Annotated in this window: 14 protein-coding genes, 2 tRNA genes and 1 pseudogene; 11 read left to right on the top strand and 6 right to left on the bottom strand. The window is 63.1% G+C overall.

All coding sequences use genetic code 11. The features are described from left to right. Nucleotides 1-76: 76 nt before the first annotated feature. Nucleotides 77-373 (bottom strand): transposase, encoded by a 297-nt coding sequence (locus HCR68_RS09835; protein WP_167145991.1) that lies wholly within the window; start codon nt 371-373, stop codon nt 77-79. Nucleotides 374-758: 385 nt separating this feature from the next. Between HCR68_RS09835 and HCR68_RS09830 the strand changes: the two genes are divergently transcribed. The 4 genes and pseudogenes from HCR68_RS09830 to HCR68_RS09815 all read left to right on the top strand — a co-directional run. Further along, nucleotides 759-1,019 carry a hypothetical protein gene (locus HCR68_RS09830; protein ID WP_167149024.1) on the top strand — a complete coding sequence of 87 codons (261 nt, stop codon included), beginning with the start codon at nt 759-761 and terminating at the stop codon, nt 1,017-1,019. A gap of 209 nt (nt 1,020-1,228) precedes the next feature. Beyond that, entirely contained in the window at nt 1,229-1,684 is a 456-nt protein-coding gene (locus tag HCR68_RS09825) for a hypothetical protein (protein ID WP_167149022.1), read from the top strand. 271 nt (nt 1,685-1,955) lie between these two features. Then, complete coding sequence (locus HCR68_RS09820; RefSeq protein WP_167149020.1) at nt 1,956-2,534, top strand: ATP-binding protein; 579 nt, start codon at nt 1,956-1,958, stop codon at nt 2,532-2,534. 51 nt (nt 2,535-2,585) lie between these two features. Beyond that, a pseudogene (locus HCR68_RS09815) lies at nt 2,586-3,416 on the top strand (AAA family ATPase); the annotation flags it as partial. A 273-nt stretch (nt 3,417-3,689) separates the two neighbouring features. Here the strand turns inward: HCR68_RS09815 and HCR68_RS14460 are convergent. Further along, nucleotides 3,690-4,214, bottom strand: a complete 525-nt coding sequence (locus HCR68_RS14460) for a helix-turn-helix domain-containing protein (RefSeq protein ID WP_279586988.1) — start codon at nt 4,212-4,214, stop codon at nt 3,690-3,692. 117 nt (nt 4,215-4,331) lie between these two features. On the opposite strand from HCR68_RS14460, the gene HCR68_RS09805 reads away from it, so the two are divergent. Continuing rightward, a tRNA-Leu gene (locus tag HCR68_RS09805) sits at nt 4,332-4,416 on the top strand. A 725-nt stretch (nt 4,417-5,141) separates the two neighbouring features. Then, nucleotides 5,142-6,179, top strand: a complete 1,038-nt coding sequence (locus HCR68_RS09800) for a DUF1266 domain-containing protein (protein WP_167149018.1) — start codon at nt 5,142-5,144, stop codon at nt 6,177-6,179. A 77-nt stretch (nt 6,180-6,256) separates the two neighbouring features. Here the strand turns inward: HCR68_RS09800 and HCR68_RS09795 are convergent, their stop codons facing one another. The 3 genes from HCR68_RS09795 to HCR68_RS09785 form a co-directional block, all read right to left on the bottom strand. Then, on the bottom strand, nt 6,257-6,457 hold the full coding sequence (locus tag HCR68_RS09795) for a YdeI/OmpD-associated family protein (protein WP_167149016.1): 201 nt from the start codon (nt 6,455-6,457) through the stop codon (nt 6,257-6,259). 60 nt (nt 6,458-6,517) lie between these two features. Further along, a tRNA-Val gene (locus HCR68_RS09790) sits at nt 6,518-6,593 on the bottom strand. Nucleotides 6,594-6,778: 185 nt separating this feature from the next. After that, nucleotides 6,779-7,183: a DUF3052 family protein gene (locus tag HCR68_RS09785; protein WP_167149014.1), complete on the bottom strand. Its 405-nt coding sequence runs from the start codon at nt 7,181-7,183 to the stop codon at nt 6,779-6,781. A 397-nt stretch (nt 7,184-7,580) separates the two neighbouring features. Between HCR68_RS09785 and aceE the strand changes: the two genes are divergently transcribed. Together aceE and HCR68_RS09775 are read left to right on the top strand one after the other, a co-directional pair. Next, the gene (gene aceE / locus HCR68_RS09780; RefSeq protein WP_167149012.1) at nt 7,581-10,334 is read left to right on the top strand and encodes a pyruvate dehydrogenase (acetyl-transferring), homodimeric type; all 2,754 of its coding nucleotides are present in this window, start codon (nt 7,581-7,583) and stop codon (nt 10,332-10,334) included. Between the two features lie 106 nt (nt 10,335-10,440). After that, nucleotides 10,441-11,091, top strand: coding sequence for a DUF3060 domain-containing protein (locus HCR68_RS09775; protein WP_167149010.1), 651 nt, complete (start codon nt 10,441-10,443; stop codon nt 11,089-11,091). Between the two features lie 92 nt (nt 11,092-11,183). On the opposite strand, the gene aspA is transcribed toward HCR68_RS09775, so the two are convergent. Continuing rightward, entirely contained in the window at nt 11,184-12,662 is a 1,479-nt protein-coding gene (gene aspA / locus HCR68_RS09770) for an aspartate ammonia-lyase (protein WP_167149008.1), read from the bottom strand. 264 nt (nt 12,663-12,926) lie between these two features. Between aspA and HCR68_RS09765 the strand changes: the two genes are divergently transcribed. The 3 genes from HCR68_RS09765 to HCR68_RS09755 all read left to right on the top strand — a co-directional run bounded on the left by HCR68_RS09765 (nt 12,927) and on the right by HCR68_RS09755 (nt 15,904). Continuing rightward, nucleotides 12,927-14,135, top strand: coding sequence for a helix-turn-helix domain-containing protein (locus HCR68_RS09765; RefSeq protein WP_208320574.1), 1,209 nt, complete (start codon nt 12,927-12,929; stop codon nt 14,133-14,135). Nucleotides 14,136-14,395: 260 nt separating this feature from the next. Further along, a complete protein-coding gene (locus HCR68_RS09760) occupies nt 14,396-14,647 on the top strand; it encodes a phosphopantetheine-binding protein (RefSeq protein ID WP_167149004.1) in 252 nt (83 codons plus the stop codon). Nucleotides 14,648-14,653: 6 nt separating this feature from the next. Then, nucleotides 14,654-15,904, top strand: a complete 1,251-nt coding sequence (locus tag HCR68_RS09755; protein WP_167149002.1) for a beta-ketoacyl-[acyl-carrier-protein] synthase family protein — start codon at nt 14,654-14,656, stop codon at nt 15,902-15,904. Nucleotides 15,905-16,037 lie beyond the last annotated feature (133 nt).

The raw sequence follows: 16,037 nt of genomic DNA, 5'->3' as shown, positions 1-16,037 counted from the left end.
AAGCCATCATCCGCACAACGACTTCGAGGGGCCACAACCCTCATCATCTACGCAACACCATCCAGAAGCTACAGAACTACACCCACAGCTCCCTTCCGTTCAGGACACACGAAGGCCGCCGCTTTTTCAGGAACTCGTTCTCCTGACGCAGCTCCCTGTTTTCCGCTCTCAGCTTCGCGATCTCGGCTGACTCGGAGGCCTTTTTGCGGTCCTGATCGGTAGCATGATCTTTTCTGTACTTTGCGACCCAGTTACCCACCGTCTGGGCCACAAGATCATACGAGGCCGCCACCGAGGCGATCGTGCGGTCCTTCTCAATGACCTCACGCACGACCTGGGCCTTGAACTCCTCTGAGTATTTCGCTGCTGGCATGGTCTCCATCCTATCGACTCACGGGAAGAAAAACTCCCCCTGTCCGAGAAACACCACGCACTCCAGTCCAGCTCGGCGACGGGAGTGTTGTGCTTGGCAAGAAGACGCGGGTCACACCACCACCGCAGTGTCTGGCCGAGGAGCCATTGTGCATCTGTGGGCACGCCATCACACAGCACGCCCTGCGTAAGCGCCAACGCCTCGCACCGAGTATGACGGTGTACGCGCGATGTGCGGAATGTGGGTGTGGGAAGTACAAGAGCCCACATTCCTCCAAGTGGAAAAATTATGCAAGACGTTGGCGTTGCGTCCACCTATCAGACTGTGATAGCAATCATAAGCCTTCACATCCTCGGGACGCACACACGATGGGAGCATAAGCACCATGAAAAGACTGACCGCAACGGTGCGCCAGCAGCTGCTCGACCAGAACGACGGCTTCAGCCGGAAAACCTACTACGAAGGCAATAACTTCCGCGAGGAGTGCATCTACACCATTTCCGATGGCGAGCTCCATATCCGACGCATCGGAAAAACCTCGTGGGCTGACAGTCGATTCGATGACGAAACTGTCGCCGATGACGAGCAGACACGCCGGTTTTTATATAAGTATAAGGCCGAGCTCGACTGGTCGGATGTCGAATAGTTCAAGGCTCGTCATTAAAAGCCAGAATCAGTAGAGGTTGTGGCACTCGAATACGTTGGCAGTGTTCGCCGTTCTGCTCGCCACCCATTTCTAGACCATCTAGAGGGTTTCTAGCCGCTCTATATGTCGAAAGCAGACGGCACACCTACACCTCACCCTCGATGCATATCTCGCTTTACACTGACACACTGCCATGCTTAAATAGAAGTATGACGGATAACGATTTTCAACGCATACAAGAGCTACTAACCACTAATTTCAATGCCATGGAAGAGCGGAGCGCTGAGCGCTTCGACAAGATAGACAAGCGTCTCGACAAAGTAGATGGACGTTTAGACAGTATGGAGAGCCGCCTTGACAAGCTCGAGTATGAGATGAAGGGGCTTCGGGGCGATGTGGAGGAAATGCGTGACGGTATGGAAGCACGCTTCGATGCCATTGGCCAGCAGTTCAATGAGATCGACACCCGCTTCGCAGCGCTAGAAGAGAAGATTGACCGCAACCACCAAGAGGTCACCAAGCGGATCGACTCGCTGAGCAAAGATATCGAAGCGCAAAGCGAAGAATCGCTCCGCGCCCAGGGTGCGATTAAGCTACTCACCACCCAGCATGATCAGCTTGCGAGTCGTGTAACGATCGTTGAGAGTAAGTTGCAGGCGGTGTAGGTAACATACACCTCACGTCGCGATATTTTGGCGTTAGCCAACATGTAATTAGGATACCATATTATTTATTGGACCTGATAAGCTACCACTAAGATAGTGTGAGCGTACACCAGCAATAGCAAGAGGCTCAGCAACTTGCACCGTTACCAAACTGCAACGACGCAGGAACCCCACAAGCTGACTCACTCATCGTGCGACGGGCTATCGTGAAGGCGCCCCACTCGGGCGCGCTGTCGCAATGGCTGCGACAGACACACCATGAGGAACCATTATGTATTTCAAATCCCTAACCATCACCAACTTCAAGTCTTTCAAAGGCGAGCATCAGATCACCTTTTCCAAAGGGATCAACTATATCGTTGGCGATAATAACTGCGGAAAGTCCACTATTGTCGACGCTCTACGGTATCTCGCCGAAGGAACTCGCGATACGTCAGCATTACAGAACAAGGCTACCAGCGAGGACTTCTCAGTGGAGGCCATTATTGCCGGGAATGATTTACCTCAGATTGTTGAAGACAAAAAATACTCCAAGTTTAAGAACTACTTGCTTGCCGATCAAACCGAACCGTATTTCAGAATGCGGCGCTCACCAAAAATAGAGGAAATTGAACAGAACGGCAAGAAAGTGAAGCTCGACGGGAAGAAAGTCCCCTTTTGGAACCCTGAGACGCAGCAGTTCGAGAATCCCCTCGGCATTGACGCACTGTTTAAGTCGTTAGTTGATATCGTACCAGTTCTCGCCGACACCTCCACCTCTGATATCGTCGATTTCGGTTCTACCAAAACCCTTGGGAGACTCATCGCTGCGATCTCACAAGAATTTCAAGACACCAAAGGATGGAAGTAATTTCAGAAAGCCCATACAGAAACATTCTCAGATGGGGAGGACTCGCTCTCATCTCTGACTGCAGATGTCACCAGCCAGGTTGAACGCCTTGTACAGGAGCAATACGGCTCAGCAAAAGTCCGGCTCGACTTCAATCTTCCTGATGCTGCAACCTTCATCAAGGGTGGCCAACTGCTCGTCACGGATGGCAACTACGAAACCCCGCTATGCGACAAAGGCACGGGGATGCAGCGCGCCGTCACGCTAGCGCTGATTCAGGTATACTCGAATATGCAGCACAAAACGAAAGAGCATGCACCCCTCACGCTCCTCCTCGATGAGCCTGAAACCTGGCTTCACCCTCGTGCGCAGATTCAGCTCGGAGAAGCACTGACAAGAATTTCGGATGAGGAGCAACTGTTCCTCATTACACACTCTCCTTATATGCTGCGCTCATACAGTCCAACAAAGCACAGACTGCTCATCTTCTCGCGCGAAGATAACGTACCTTCAATTCAGTACTCGGACGAGCTTGGGATCCTCGCCAACCAAGAGCCTTCTCTGGGCGAGATCACCTACTTTGCTTTTGGAATTCCGACTGTGGAGTTCCATGATGAGTTGTGGGGTGAAATACAGGTGATCTCCAGACGTAAAAGCGAGTGGAAACTTAACACCTATCTACATGATACACACAGACTGTCATATGCTAAAAAATGGGATCGCGACGATAAGCCAAATGATGATCCAGAGGACGCAACACTTCCATACTACATTCGGAACTCTATCCACCATCCAGAAAACAGACTCAACGATCCATATACGGACGACGAGCTGGCAGAGTCGACCAAGAACCTCATCACGGTACTGAAGGCGCTGCAAGACACGTCGGCATGCAAACTGTAAGGCTCAGCCCCCGCGCTCCAACGCCATGTTGCCTGTCTGAAGCCTGTCGACTAGTTGCTTAAGGTACTGGCGGAACGTGTAAAGGAATGCTGACACGTTCCGCCAGTGGCGTGCCTAGTTGGCTTGCACCAGCTCACGTCCGTGCGTGCTGGAGCCTTGGGCGGTGTGCTTGACGTAGGGATCGACAAAGCCAGCCGGTGTCAAGGGCTGTCGGCGCTCCAGACGGCAGTGAAGCGCTTCGACGAGGAGGTGCCGTTCTCATCGCCGCTGCCGTCACCCCTGGCGAGTAGCCGACAGGTAGCGCCCGATGGTCATGCGGCTGAAGCCCAGCTGCTTGGCGATCTCGGCGACAGTCAGGCCCTGCTGGCAAAGGAGAGCTGCCTGGGCACGGTCGTCGTCGGTGAAGCGGTGGTTGCGCTCCAGCCCGGCCTGCCCACGCAGCCGATAGACCGTCGAGCGATTGACACCTGTCTGCTGGACGATCTCCTTGACGGGAACGCCAGCGTGGTACAGGTCGATCACCTGCTGGCGCTGCTCAGGCGTGAGGGGCCGGAACCTCGTCTGCGTGATGCGACTGACGACACGAGGCGCGTGAGGTGCGGTGTCGGGTGTACCACTCTCATCGTGCTGCCGCTCCCCCGCGTCGTCGCCCAGAGTAGTAGCGCGGCGTTGCAGGTTCTCGCCTTGTGGCTCGGCAGCACCTGGCGCGCGAGACGGCCCAGGCTCGTCGGCATCGGCTCCTGAGTCATCCGACCCCTCGGTGCCCGCTGGATGCGCTACATTGGGGCCGGTACACACCTGCCCACCATCACCGGCGGCCAGCTTCCGCCGGAAGTCCAGCAGGACCGCCAGGTTGTTAGGGTCGATGGTGCGGAGTTGTACCTCGTGCCCGATACTCGAACATCGGGACACATCGCCTCCGTGGTGGAATCGGTAGACACCGCGACCTTAAAAGTCGCTGCCTACGGGCGTGCGGGTTCGAGTCCCGCCGGGGGCACCACAGCATCGCTATACAAACCCTCACCCTGAGAAGCCGCTTCCGCGCTCACCTCGGCCGAGGCCGGCAACTCCCCTGCCGTTGACTCCGTTCCTGCCTGGCTGTATGCAGATCCCATCATCGAGAGTCGCTCTCAGAGTGAATTCGTGCCGCGGAGAAGTGACTCGTTCTCCCAGACCGCTCAGAAAGACGTCCAGACACCAGGGCGACTCGTTTCCATCCGGGCCCGGCTCATCCCATCCCGGAAATACGCTGCCCATCATCGTTCCCTTGGCATAGAAGACGATGCCCTCCCCAGGAATCACAGTTACTGTGATCCGGTGTACCTTACTGTGAGAGTCCTGGTGAGGATGTTGATGATGCGACAGCAGTCGTACGCCTATGCACCGGCCGAGCCTGCAGGCATGGCCATGGCAGAGACATGCACTGGCAATGTGCGGATCAGCCCAGGAGCCGGCTAAGACGGCCGGCTCCTTGCACTGAGCGATCTCAACGGAACCATCGACGACGTCGAAAGACCCTTTCAAGGAGGTGGCAGCCAATTTACGGTTCAGTCGCACCCATCCACAGGACGCGTACTGGACCCGGTGAGGTAGAAAACACTCTCGATCTCAGTGGCCCCTTCTGTCTCATCCCTAAGACATGGCACTTCCCACGACTGCCAAGTGTTATCAAGTCGTGCCGCCGCGTTTAGCACTATGCCTCAAGCGTGCTGCACAATACTCTTCATGTCCTCCCAGGTCCCACCGCTCATTATTGCTCTGGCATTCTTCGGAATAATTTGTGTCGCCGAATTATACAGAGTGATTCGTCAAAAATTTCGGCGGCGTCAGGAGGAAGCCGCATCGTCGCCGTATGAAGGCGAGGAGTCCACCTGGGATGAGCTCACCAAGCAGCACCAGCCGATCATGAGCTCCGATCCCGCCTCGTTCTCCCCCGGCCCGTACGAACGACTCGCGGCGATCTCGGCGCCGTACGCCCTGTGCCACCAGGATCCGTGGGACCGTCTCGATTCCTCGGACCCCGAATCTGAACGGGAGATGCTCGCCCGAGACTGGGGAGTGCACTCCCGCATCGGTCTTCTCACCCAGATCTTCCAGCTGATCATGTTCGGCCACCGCAGCGACTTCGACGAAGAACGCGCCCGGTGGACCAACACCTCTCTGGCGGAGGCAGAGCGCTACGAGCTTCGAGGTGCAGCCGAGTCCTCTCAGGACGCGGCCGAGACGCTGTGGCGCCTGGAGCGGATGCGCAACAACGACCGGGGCATCCGGGACGTGGACTTCGCGGCCTGGGACATGGTCCGCGCAGCCATGCTGACCCGGTACGGCACCGCACTGGGCTGGCTGACGCAGGCGGAGGCGTGGGACACGCTGGCACTGCTGGATCGTGCGCTACGGGAGCGCTATCAGAGCTGGACCCAGGTGTGGGAGTCGTTCCGGCTGACACGCTGGTACTGGTACTCCGAGGGCGGCGAGAACGAGCGCTTCAACGACCTGCACGATCTCAACCGCTCACTCCTCCTTCTGGGCCCGGACGGACCGTGGAAGCTCGTCCCCTGGGAGACCCCGGTTCCCGAGTCGTCTCTCATGATCCTGGACGATCTCATTGACGCAGGCGTGACCGCACCCCTGAGCGTGGGCGAGCGGTTGCACGCCACGCAGTGGGAGCGCTGGGTCGACGACCAGGTCACCGCCCGCGGGCGACGCTCACAGCAGCCCGGTCCTTATCCCGAACGGCACCACCGGTTCACGAAGAACCTTTGATACGCACCACGACAGCGATGTCGCTTGTCGATCCGCCTCACCATCGCCGTCGCTTCGAGCAGGCAAGGAGCAGCACCCTACCCGTGCTTGTCGACCATCATCTCCACAGCCTTGACGGCTCTACGTCGGCGGGTCTCCGCGCGCTTCGCCTCACAGATCCAGCGCAGGTACTCATTCTGGTGCGAGGGAGGCAGAGTCGCGAATATCTTCTCCGCCGTCTCGTTCTCCGACAGCGCCTCGGTCAGCTCCACCGGGATTCCGGCCTGATCGTTACTCATAGTCTTCTCCAACTGATCGCCAGGCTGCCGCACGGTCCAAGGGTTCGTATACGGAGCTTGTGGTGGACCCGGCCGGACTCGAACCGACGACCGACGCGGTGTAAACGCGTTGCTCTACCAACTGAGCTACAGGTCCAGGCGCAGGCGCTTCTCAAGCCGCAGCCGCGATCGAAACCACGGCGCTCCAGGCCCCTGCACAGGCGGCTGACGGCGCGAGTCGCCCTGACCCGTGACTCTACCGCTTCTGCGGCGCAAGCCACGAATCGCGCCGACTCGCACCGTAGTAGGCCGGCGCAGGACACAGCCCGGCCGTGAGCCTCATCAACGCCCCCGGCTGGAGACCCTGATTCCGCTCCAATGCTGGCCCATGGACGCCGCGGAGGTCGCGTGCATGCCGGCGGTGGCGGCCGCCTCCTCCACCTCTGCGGCCTGGACGGCGCCGGTGGTGCGCGCCTTGGGTGTCAGCACCCAGATGAGCCCCGCACCATCAAGGTTGGCCTGGGCGTCCACCAGAAGGTCAGTGAGGTCGTCGACGTCGCCGTCGTCGTCACGCCACCACACGATGGCCGAGTCGGCCACGTCCTCATAGTCCTCGTCCACCAGAGTGGTTCCGGTCTCGGCCTCAGCCGCCTGCCGCAAGGCCTCGTCGACGTCGTCGTCGTAGCCGAACTCCTGGATGATGAGACCGGAGGCGAAGCCGAAAGCCCCACCCGCTGTACTCGCCACTTCCTTACACCGTCCTTCTGGGCTGCGCCCGTCTCTCGCTCGCCCGCTGCTGGGCGATGGGTACTAGCCCACCTCACCCGGTGCCAGCCGCGCAAGTGAACACGCACTTCAGATTACCTTGAACTTTGCTTTGAACGCCGTTCCGGACGCCGCCGGGGACTCCAGGGCTCATCACTCCGCTCGACATGCGGAAACCTACCCTCCAGCATGTGGCCCACACCATACGTGAGGTAGGACTTTCCTCCCGCTGGGTGCAGCGTTCGCACCGCCTCAGGTCGTAGATTAGGGCCATCATCCACAGCGGCCTGACTTCAGGCGTGCGCAGACGCCGTCTTCGGCGCCATGGTGCGCTCGCAGGGCTCGGGCCCACCGCACAGACGCGAGGAAAGAGGATTCCGTGAGCCCCACCAGTGACTCCACGCCGCTCATTGACGGCCTCCTGACGAAGGTGACCGACAACGACCCAGAGGAGACCAAGGAGTGGCACGAGTCCCTCGATGCCCTCATCGCGGACAAGGGTGCCAAGCGGGCGCGCTACATCCTGCTGAGCATGCTGGCCCAGGCCCGTCAGAAGAACGTCACGGTGCCCACCCAGATGACGACGCCGTACATCAACACCATCGACGTCACCAACGAGCCCTACTTCCCTGGTGACGAGAGCGCCGAGCGCACCTACCGGCGCTGGTTGCGCTGGAACGCCGCCGTCATGGTGACCCGGGCGCAGCGCCCCGGCGTCGGGGTCGGCGGCCACATCTCCTCCTACGCCTCGACCGCCACCCTCTACGAGGTGGGCTTCAACCACTTCTTCCGCGGCAAGGACCACCCCGGCGGCGGCGACCACGTCTTCTTCCAGGGGCACGCCTCCCCCGGCAACTACGCCCGTGCCTTCCTCGAGGGGCGCTTGAACGAGGCCGACCTCGACGGCTTCCGCCAGGAGGAGTCCCGTCCGGCCGGCGGCCGCGGCCTGCCCTCCTACCCTCACCCCCGCCGTATGGAGGACTTCTGGGAGTACCCCACCGTCTCCATGGGTCTGGGGCCCGCCGAGGCCATCTACCAGGCCTGGTTCGACAAGTACCTCCAGGGCGCCGGGGTCAAGGACACCTCCCAGCAGCACACCTGGGCCTTCCTGGGCGACGGCGAGATGGACGAGCCCGAGTCGCGCGGCATGCTGCAGCTGGCAGCCAGCCAGCAGCTGGACAACCTCACCTTCGTCGTCAACTGCAACCTGCAGCGTCTCGACGGCCCGGTGCGCGGAAACGGCAAGATCATCCAGGAGCTCGAGGCCTTCTTCAAGGGCGCCGGCTGGAACGTCATCAAGGTGATCTGGGGCCGTGGCTGGGACCAGCTCCTCGCCGCTGACAGGGACCACGCCCTGGAGCACCTCATGATGGAGACGCTCGACGGCGACTACCAGACCTTCAAGGCCAATGACGGCGCCTACATCCGCGAGCACTTCTTCGGCCGTGACCCGCGCACCGCCGAGCTCGTCAAGGACTGGACCGACGACGAGATTTGGGCCCTTCAGCGCGGCGGCAACGACTACCGCAAGATGTACGCCGCCTACAAGGCCGCCATGGAGCACAAGGGACAGCCCACCGTCATCCTGGCGCACACGGTCAAGGGCTACCTGCTGGGCGGGCACTTCGCCGGCCGCAACGCCACCCACCAGATGAAGAAGCTGACGCTGGAGGACCTCAAGGCCCTGCGCGACCGGCTCCACATCCCGATCACCGACGAGCAGCTCGAGGCCAACCCCAAGATGCCGCCCTACTACCGGCCGGCCGAGGATGACCCCTCCCTGCTCTACATGCTGGACCGGCGCCGCCAGCTCGGCGGGTTCGTTCCCGAGCGCCGTGACGGCGGCGTCGAGCTCGAGCTTCCCGGAGACAAGACCTACGACATCCTCAAGAGCGGCTCGGGCAAGCAGGAGGTCGCCTCCACGATGGCCTTCGTGCGCCTGCTCAAGGAGCTCATCAAGGACAAGGGGATCGGCCGGCGCATCGTGCCGATCATTCCCGACGAGTCGCGCACCTTCGGCCTGGAGTCTCTCTTCCCCACCAAGAAGATCTTCAACACCCAGGGCCAGAACTACACGCCGGTCGATGCCGACATGATGCTGTCCTACCGGGAGTCCACCTCCGGCCAGCTCATGCACACCGGTATCAATGAGGCCGGCTCGGTCGCCCTGTTCCAGGTCGCCGGAACGAGCTACGCCACCCACGGCGAGCCCATGATCCCGGTCTACATCTTCTACTCGATGTTCGGCTTCCAGCGCACCGGCGACCAGTTCTGGGCCGCCGGGGACCAGCTGGCGCGCGGCTTCATCATCGGGGCCACCGCCGGGCGCACCACCCTGACCGGTGAGGGCACCCAGCACATGGACGGCCACTCCCCCATGATCGCGGCCACCAACGACGCCGTCGTCAGTTACGACCCCGCCTACGCCTACGAGATCCGGCACATCGTGCGTGACGCCCTCGAGCGCTGGTACGGGCCGGACTCGGGCCGCAACCGGGACGTCATGTACTACCTGACCGTCTACAACGAGCCCATCCACCAGCCCGCCGAGCCCGACGACGTCGACGTCGAGGGCATCCTGCGCGGTATCCACCGCATCAGCCCTGCCCCCGACGGCGAGGGCCCCGAGGTCCAGCTGCTGGCCTCCGGTGTCGGAATGCCCTGGATCGAGGATGCTCGCCGCATCCTGGCCGAGGACTGGGGCGTGCGTGCCACCACCTGGTCCGTCACCAGCTGGAACGAGCTGCGCCGTGAGGCCCTGGAGGTTGACAAGGCCAACTTCCTGGCTCCCGACGCCGAGCGACAGGTTCCCTACCTGACGCAGAAGCTCTCCGGGGCGGGCGGCCCCTTCATCGCCACCAGCGACTACGACCACCTGGTCCCCGACCAGATCCGCGCCTGGGTGCCCGGCGACTACTACACCCTGGGGGCCGACGGCTTCGGCTTCTCCGACACCCGCGCCGCCGCCAGGCGCCACTACCTTATTGACGCCCAGTCGGTGGTGGTTCGCGCCCTCCAGGCGCTGGTGGAGCAGGGCCGCCTGGACCGCTCCGTCCTGGCCGAGGCCATTGCCCGCTACGAGCTGACCAACGTCAACGCAGGCGCCTCCGGGTCCCAGGGCGGGGAGTCCTGACCCGCGCCGCGCGGCTATAGTTGGACGCCGACCAGCTGCGGTGCCGGTGGAACGAGCCCCTCCTCGTGCCACCGGCACCGCCACGTCTACCGAAAGAGGTCCTCCGGTGTCCTGCTCCCCGCTCCTGCGCTCCGCCTCCCTCATGACCGCGTGCCTGCTGGCTCTGTCGGGGTGCTCAGCCGTCCAGGCGGTTGTCGCGGGGGCGTCATCGTCGTCCTCCGCGAGCCGTGCCCGTGAGACCGCTGCTCCCGAGGAGAGCGATGAGGAGCCCACGGACGCGCCGGACGATGCCAGGCCTGTTGACCCGCTGGAGTACGGGAACTGCACGTCCTCCGAGGTGCGCGACTACGACGACGAGCTGACTAACAACGACGAGGAGGACAGCCGCGCCCAGGCGGAGGCCCAGGTCACCAAGGTCATTCCCGCCTCCGATCAAGTCGATGTCTCCGGCGACGCGACCTCCACCGATCAGGTGGTCAAGGTCTCGGCAGGAGCCCGAGACGTAACAATTACCGCAACAAACCTCGTAGTCATCATCGAGGGTGAGATCGAGTCACTCACTGTTCATGGCTTCAACAACACGATCTGGGTCGACGCCGCTCATAAAGTCACATTTGGGTCAAGCGACGACGACAATCTCAATCACGTCTTCTGGCACTCCGAACCGCCGCGGTCGAAGGTGGACCCCCAAGGCGCCAATGTCATCGGCAAGGACGTCCATGCCCCGGTCATCCGCTCCTGCAGCATCTTCTCGTAACACTCGCTGAAAGGGACAAGGACTACCTCCGATATCGGCAAACGGCAGGGCAGCTCAGTGACTGCGTGCCGATTTGCCGAGACCGACCCCGTTCAGCTCGCCGGATCGGGAGCCGTCGGCACCACGGGCGGAGTCGACGGATCGGATCCGGAGTACACCTTCAGGTCACGGAAATGGGGACGCAGGAGGTTCTCCGGGCTGAGAATCTCATCAAGGACGGATTCCTCGAGCAGGCCCATCTCCAGAACCACCTCTCGCACACTGCGTCCGGAACGGGCGCACTCGCGTCCCACCAGGTCACCGTTGTGATGACCGATCACCGGATTGAGGTAGGTGACGATTCCGATCGAATCCAGGACATTACGGCGGCAAACCTCCTCATTGGCCTCAATCCCCACAATGCACAGCTCTCGCAGGGTCGACATCCCGCGAGTGAGGAGATTGATCGACTCGAAGATGGCCTGGGCGATCACCGGCTCCATGACATTGAGCTGGAGCTGGCCCGCCTCGGCGGCGAAGGTCAGGGCGACGTCGTTGCCGATGACCTTGAAGCAGACCTGGTTGACCACCTCCGGGATCACCGGATTGACCTTGGCGGGCATGATGGAGGAACCGGCCTGTCGCTCGGGCAGCCGGATCTCCCCCAGTCCCGCCCGAGGACCGGAGGACAGCAGCCGCAGGTCATTGCAGATCTTGGAGAGCTTGACCGCCAGGCGCTTGATCGCGGCGTGCATGGAGACGTAGGCGCCGGTGTCACTCGTGGCCTCCAGCAGGTCGTGCGCTCCCCGGATGTCCAGACCGGTGACCTCGCGCAGGCGTCCGACGACGGTGCGCTGGTAGTCGGGCGGGGTGTTGAGCCCCGTGCCGATGGCGGTGGCGCCCAGGTTCACCTCCAGAAGCAGGGCGGCGTTGTTGCGGAGTCTGCTGATCTCCTCCTCAAGCAGGACGGCGAAGGCCTCGAACTCCTGTCCCAGGCTCATGGGGACGGCGTCCTGGAGCTGAGTGCGCCCCATCTTCAGGACATTGACGAGCTCCGCCCCCTTGGCACGCATGGCGGCAATGAGACGCTCGAGCTCATCGATGAGGGAGTCGACGAGCGTGAACAGCCCTAAACGAAAACCAGTCGGATAGGCATCATTCGTCGACTGGGACTTGTTGACGTGATCATTGGGATTGACGACGTCGTAACGGCCTTTGGCGTAACCCAGGTACTCCAGCGCGAGATTGGCGATCACCTCATTGGTGTTCATGTTAACGCTGGTCCCGGCTCCTCCCTGAAACTGATCCACCGGAAACTGATCCAGGCATCGTTCGGCAACCAGCACCTGATCGCAGGCCCACACAATCGCACCCGCAACCTCCGGGTCAAGTGCCCCCAGGTCACTGTTTGCTAACGCCGAGGCCTTCTTCACCTGCACCATGCCGCGAACAAAAGCCTCTTCATCACCAACCACCGATCCTGAGATCTGGAAGTTCTCCATCGCCCGCAGCGTATGGATTCCCCAATAGGCTTCCAATGGTACTTCCCGCGCACCAAGAAGATCTTCCTCTGTACGGGTCGCCTGCATCATCTTGAGCCTCCGAGTTGTCTAGTTGAGTGCATGCATGCACACCTCCATGCTGACACACGGCGCACACGCACGAGTCATTGCAGATTCACTTACCGAGAGTTCCACAATGGTTACGCTATTGTAACCTGTGTAATCCGGTCCGTCCTCACGACGCGCCACTCTCAGTTATCCCCGTATTTTCAACACAAACTCGTGTCGGATCACACGCCGCGCCAATCGAGAACCTACTGTCATCACGATATTCCAGTCGGTAACATCCACAGCATGGATGAGTTGAGCGCTCCGGGAGTGTCTGCACTGCGACAGGCGCAGGACACAATTATTGAACACTCACTGGACCGCATCAGTTCGGCCCACGATTTCTACCGAACCCTGCCGGAAGGATCTCGCGACCAGATCGCGGCGGTGGCCCGCCTGGGCGTGACGATGTTCGTCGACTCCGCGGAGAACCCCTCGACCCCCCTGGTCCCCTCCCAGATCTTCTCCGTGGCCCCCGCCGCCCTGACCGGGGTCATCACGCTGGAGCAGACCCTGGCCCTGGTGCGAACGGTCCTCGACGTCGTCGTCGACGAGGCCCCTCGTGCCGTCCCCAAGGAGGATCACGACACGGTCCGTATCCTGGTCCTGACCTTCGGGCGCGACGTCGGCTTCGCCGCCGCCGAGGTGTACGCCCGGGCGGCTGAGGCCCGAGGCGCCTGGGACGCCAGGCTGGAATCCGTGGCGGTCGACGCGATGCTTCACGACGACCCCGAGGACGCCGCCACCCGTGCCGGGACGGCCGGCTGGAATGGCACCGGACCAGTGGTGGCGATCGCCGCCAGGACGACTCTGGACGCGCTCGGAGTCTCCCGGCTGCGCCACGAGTGCCGTAACCTCGCCAGCGACTGCCTGGTATCGGTGCGCGGCGACTCCGTCCTCATCGTCCTGGGAGGCAGCCCGGAGACCCACGGCCCATCATCCAAGCACTCCTCCCAGAGCCCCCGAGCAGGTAGCGCCGAGCAGCTGGTGGACCAGGCGGCGATGCAGGTGGCCGGCGGGCTGGGCGGCTCGGCCGTCGTCGGCCCCGTGGTCTCGGGGATCTCGCACGCGGGCCGTTCACTGCGCTCGGCCCTGGCCGGTCTGCGCGCCCTGCCCGGATGGGCCGAGGCTCCCAACCCCGTCCACGCGGACGATCTTCTCCCCGAGCGTCTTCTGGCGGGTGACGAGCTCGCCGGCGAGCAGATTCTCAGCCTCGTGCACGCTCCCCTCCACGAGATGGGCGATCCCTTCGAGAGCACCGTGGCCACCTACCTGGCCCTGGGGGGAAGCCTGGAGGCGACGGCCCGCAACCTGTTCGTGCACGCCAATACCGTGCGCTACCGGCTGGGCCGGGTCAGCGAGCAGGTCGGCTGGGACGCGACGAACGCCCGCGACGGCCTCATGCTGCACATGGCGATCATCGTGGGACGGCTGGCGGTCGAACGGGAGGTCTGACCCGCCGACGCCATCCCCGCAGAGGACGCGCAGAGCCCCGTCCCCACCACTCACTCCTCCTGAGGCCGGTCCACTCCGTTCGGAGCGGACCGGCCTCAGTGTCTCGAGTGTCTCGGTGGCGTACCGATTCCGGAAAGCTCGTTCCCTTCTGGGACAATGGTCTTGACCGCGCCGCCGGCGCACCGCACCAACCGTCCAGACCCAGCGCCGCGATGGATCACAGCCCGTCTCCGTCGCAGCGGCAAGAAGGAGCCACCATCATGGCCGAGCAGAGCAACGACGACGTCCTGACCGTCATCACGCAGATCGTCAGCGAGGAGTCCGGCGTCGACGCCAAGGACATCACCCGCTCCACCACCTTCGCTCAGGACCTCGACGTCGACTCCCTGGGTCTGCTGACCATTGCCACCCAGGTCGAGGAGCGCTTCGGGGTGGCTCTCGATGACTCCCTCATCCCGACCCTGCCCACCGTCGGAGCCCTGGTGGATCTTGTGACCTCCAAGAAGGCCTGACACCAGATGCTCCCAGCAGCCGCCCGTCCCGGCGAGGTCGTCGTCACCGGCCTGGGTACCGTCAACCCGCTGGGCGCAGACGTTGACTCGACCTGGAACGCCCTGCGCGCAGGCACCTGCGCGGTCCGCCCCCTCGAGCACGACTGGGTGGAGGACTACGGGCTACCCGTGCGGATCGGCGCTCCTCTGGCGGTCGACCCGTCCGACCTGCTCCCAGCCCGCCAGATGCGCCGCCTCGACCGTGCCAGCCAGTGCGCGCTGCTGGCCGCCCGCCAGGCATGGGAGCAGGCGGGGTCCCCGCAGGTCGCTCCGCAGCGTCTCGCGGTGTCCGTGTCCCCCGGTATGGGACCGGTCCTGTCGGTCATGGAGGCCTGGGACACCCTGAGGGAGAGGGGCCCCAGGCGAGTTCTTCCGACGGCGGTTCCCGCGCTCATGCCCAACGCTCCGGCCGCTGCCGTCGGGATCGAGCTGGGAGCGCGCGCCGGGATCCACTCCCCGGTCTCCGCCTGCGCCTCGGGAGCAGAGGCCATCGCCTACGGCGCGGATCTCATCGCGCTGGGACGGGCCGACGTCGTCGTGGCCGGAGGGACGGACGCGGCCCTCCACCCGATGACGGTGGCCGCCTTCGGGGCCATGAGGGCGCTGTCGACGCGCAATGAGGACCCGGCGACCGCCTCACGCCCCTTCGCTCCGGACCGGGACGGCTTCGTCCTCGGCGAGGGCGCCGGGATCCTGGTCCTGGAGCGCCACGAGCACGCCACGGCCCGGGGTGCACGGATCCTGGCCGTGCTCGCGGGCTCAGCAGTCACCGCCGACGCCTACGACGTGGCGCGCCCCGAGCCATCGGGCGCGGAGCAGGAGCGGGCCCTGCTGCAGGCGATGGAGCGAGCGGGTCTCGGTGCCGGCGCGCTCGGGCACGTCAACGCCCATGCCACATCGACCCCGGCCGGCGACGTCGTCGAGGCCGGGGTCCTGGCCCGGAGCGTTCCGGAGGCGGCCGTCAGCGCCACGAAGTCCGCCACCGGCCACCTCCTGGGCGGAGCCGGCGGGCTGGAGGCGGTTCTGACCGTTATGGCGCTACGGGAGCGGTGGGCCCCGCCGACGCTGCTGCCCGCCGGCGTGGATCCGGAACTGACCGAGCTCGGTCTGGACGTCGTCGGGCCGCAGGGGCGCAGCCTGCCTGCGCTGGAGGCGGCGGCGAGCACCTCCTTCGGTTTCGGAGGGCACAACGTCGCACTCGTCTTCACCCAGGCGTAGCCGGAGGCAGAGCGACGGCGCCGTGAGCCCGGGTGTGAGTCCCGGGCTGTGACCCACCGGGCTGGACCCGGCCCGCCCCGTCGTGCACAATAGCCGTGCATGCCGCGTACGTCATGACATGAGCCCGGTTGAG

The organism is Actinomyces sp. ZJ308 (assembly GCF_011752065.1).
GTDB lineage: Bacteria > Actinomycetota > Actinomycetes > Actinomycetales > Actinomycetaceae > Actinomyces.
This window is presented reverse-complemented; position numbering and strand designations above follow the sequence as displayed.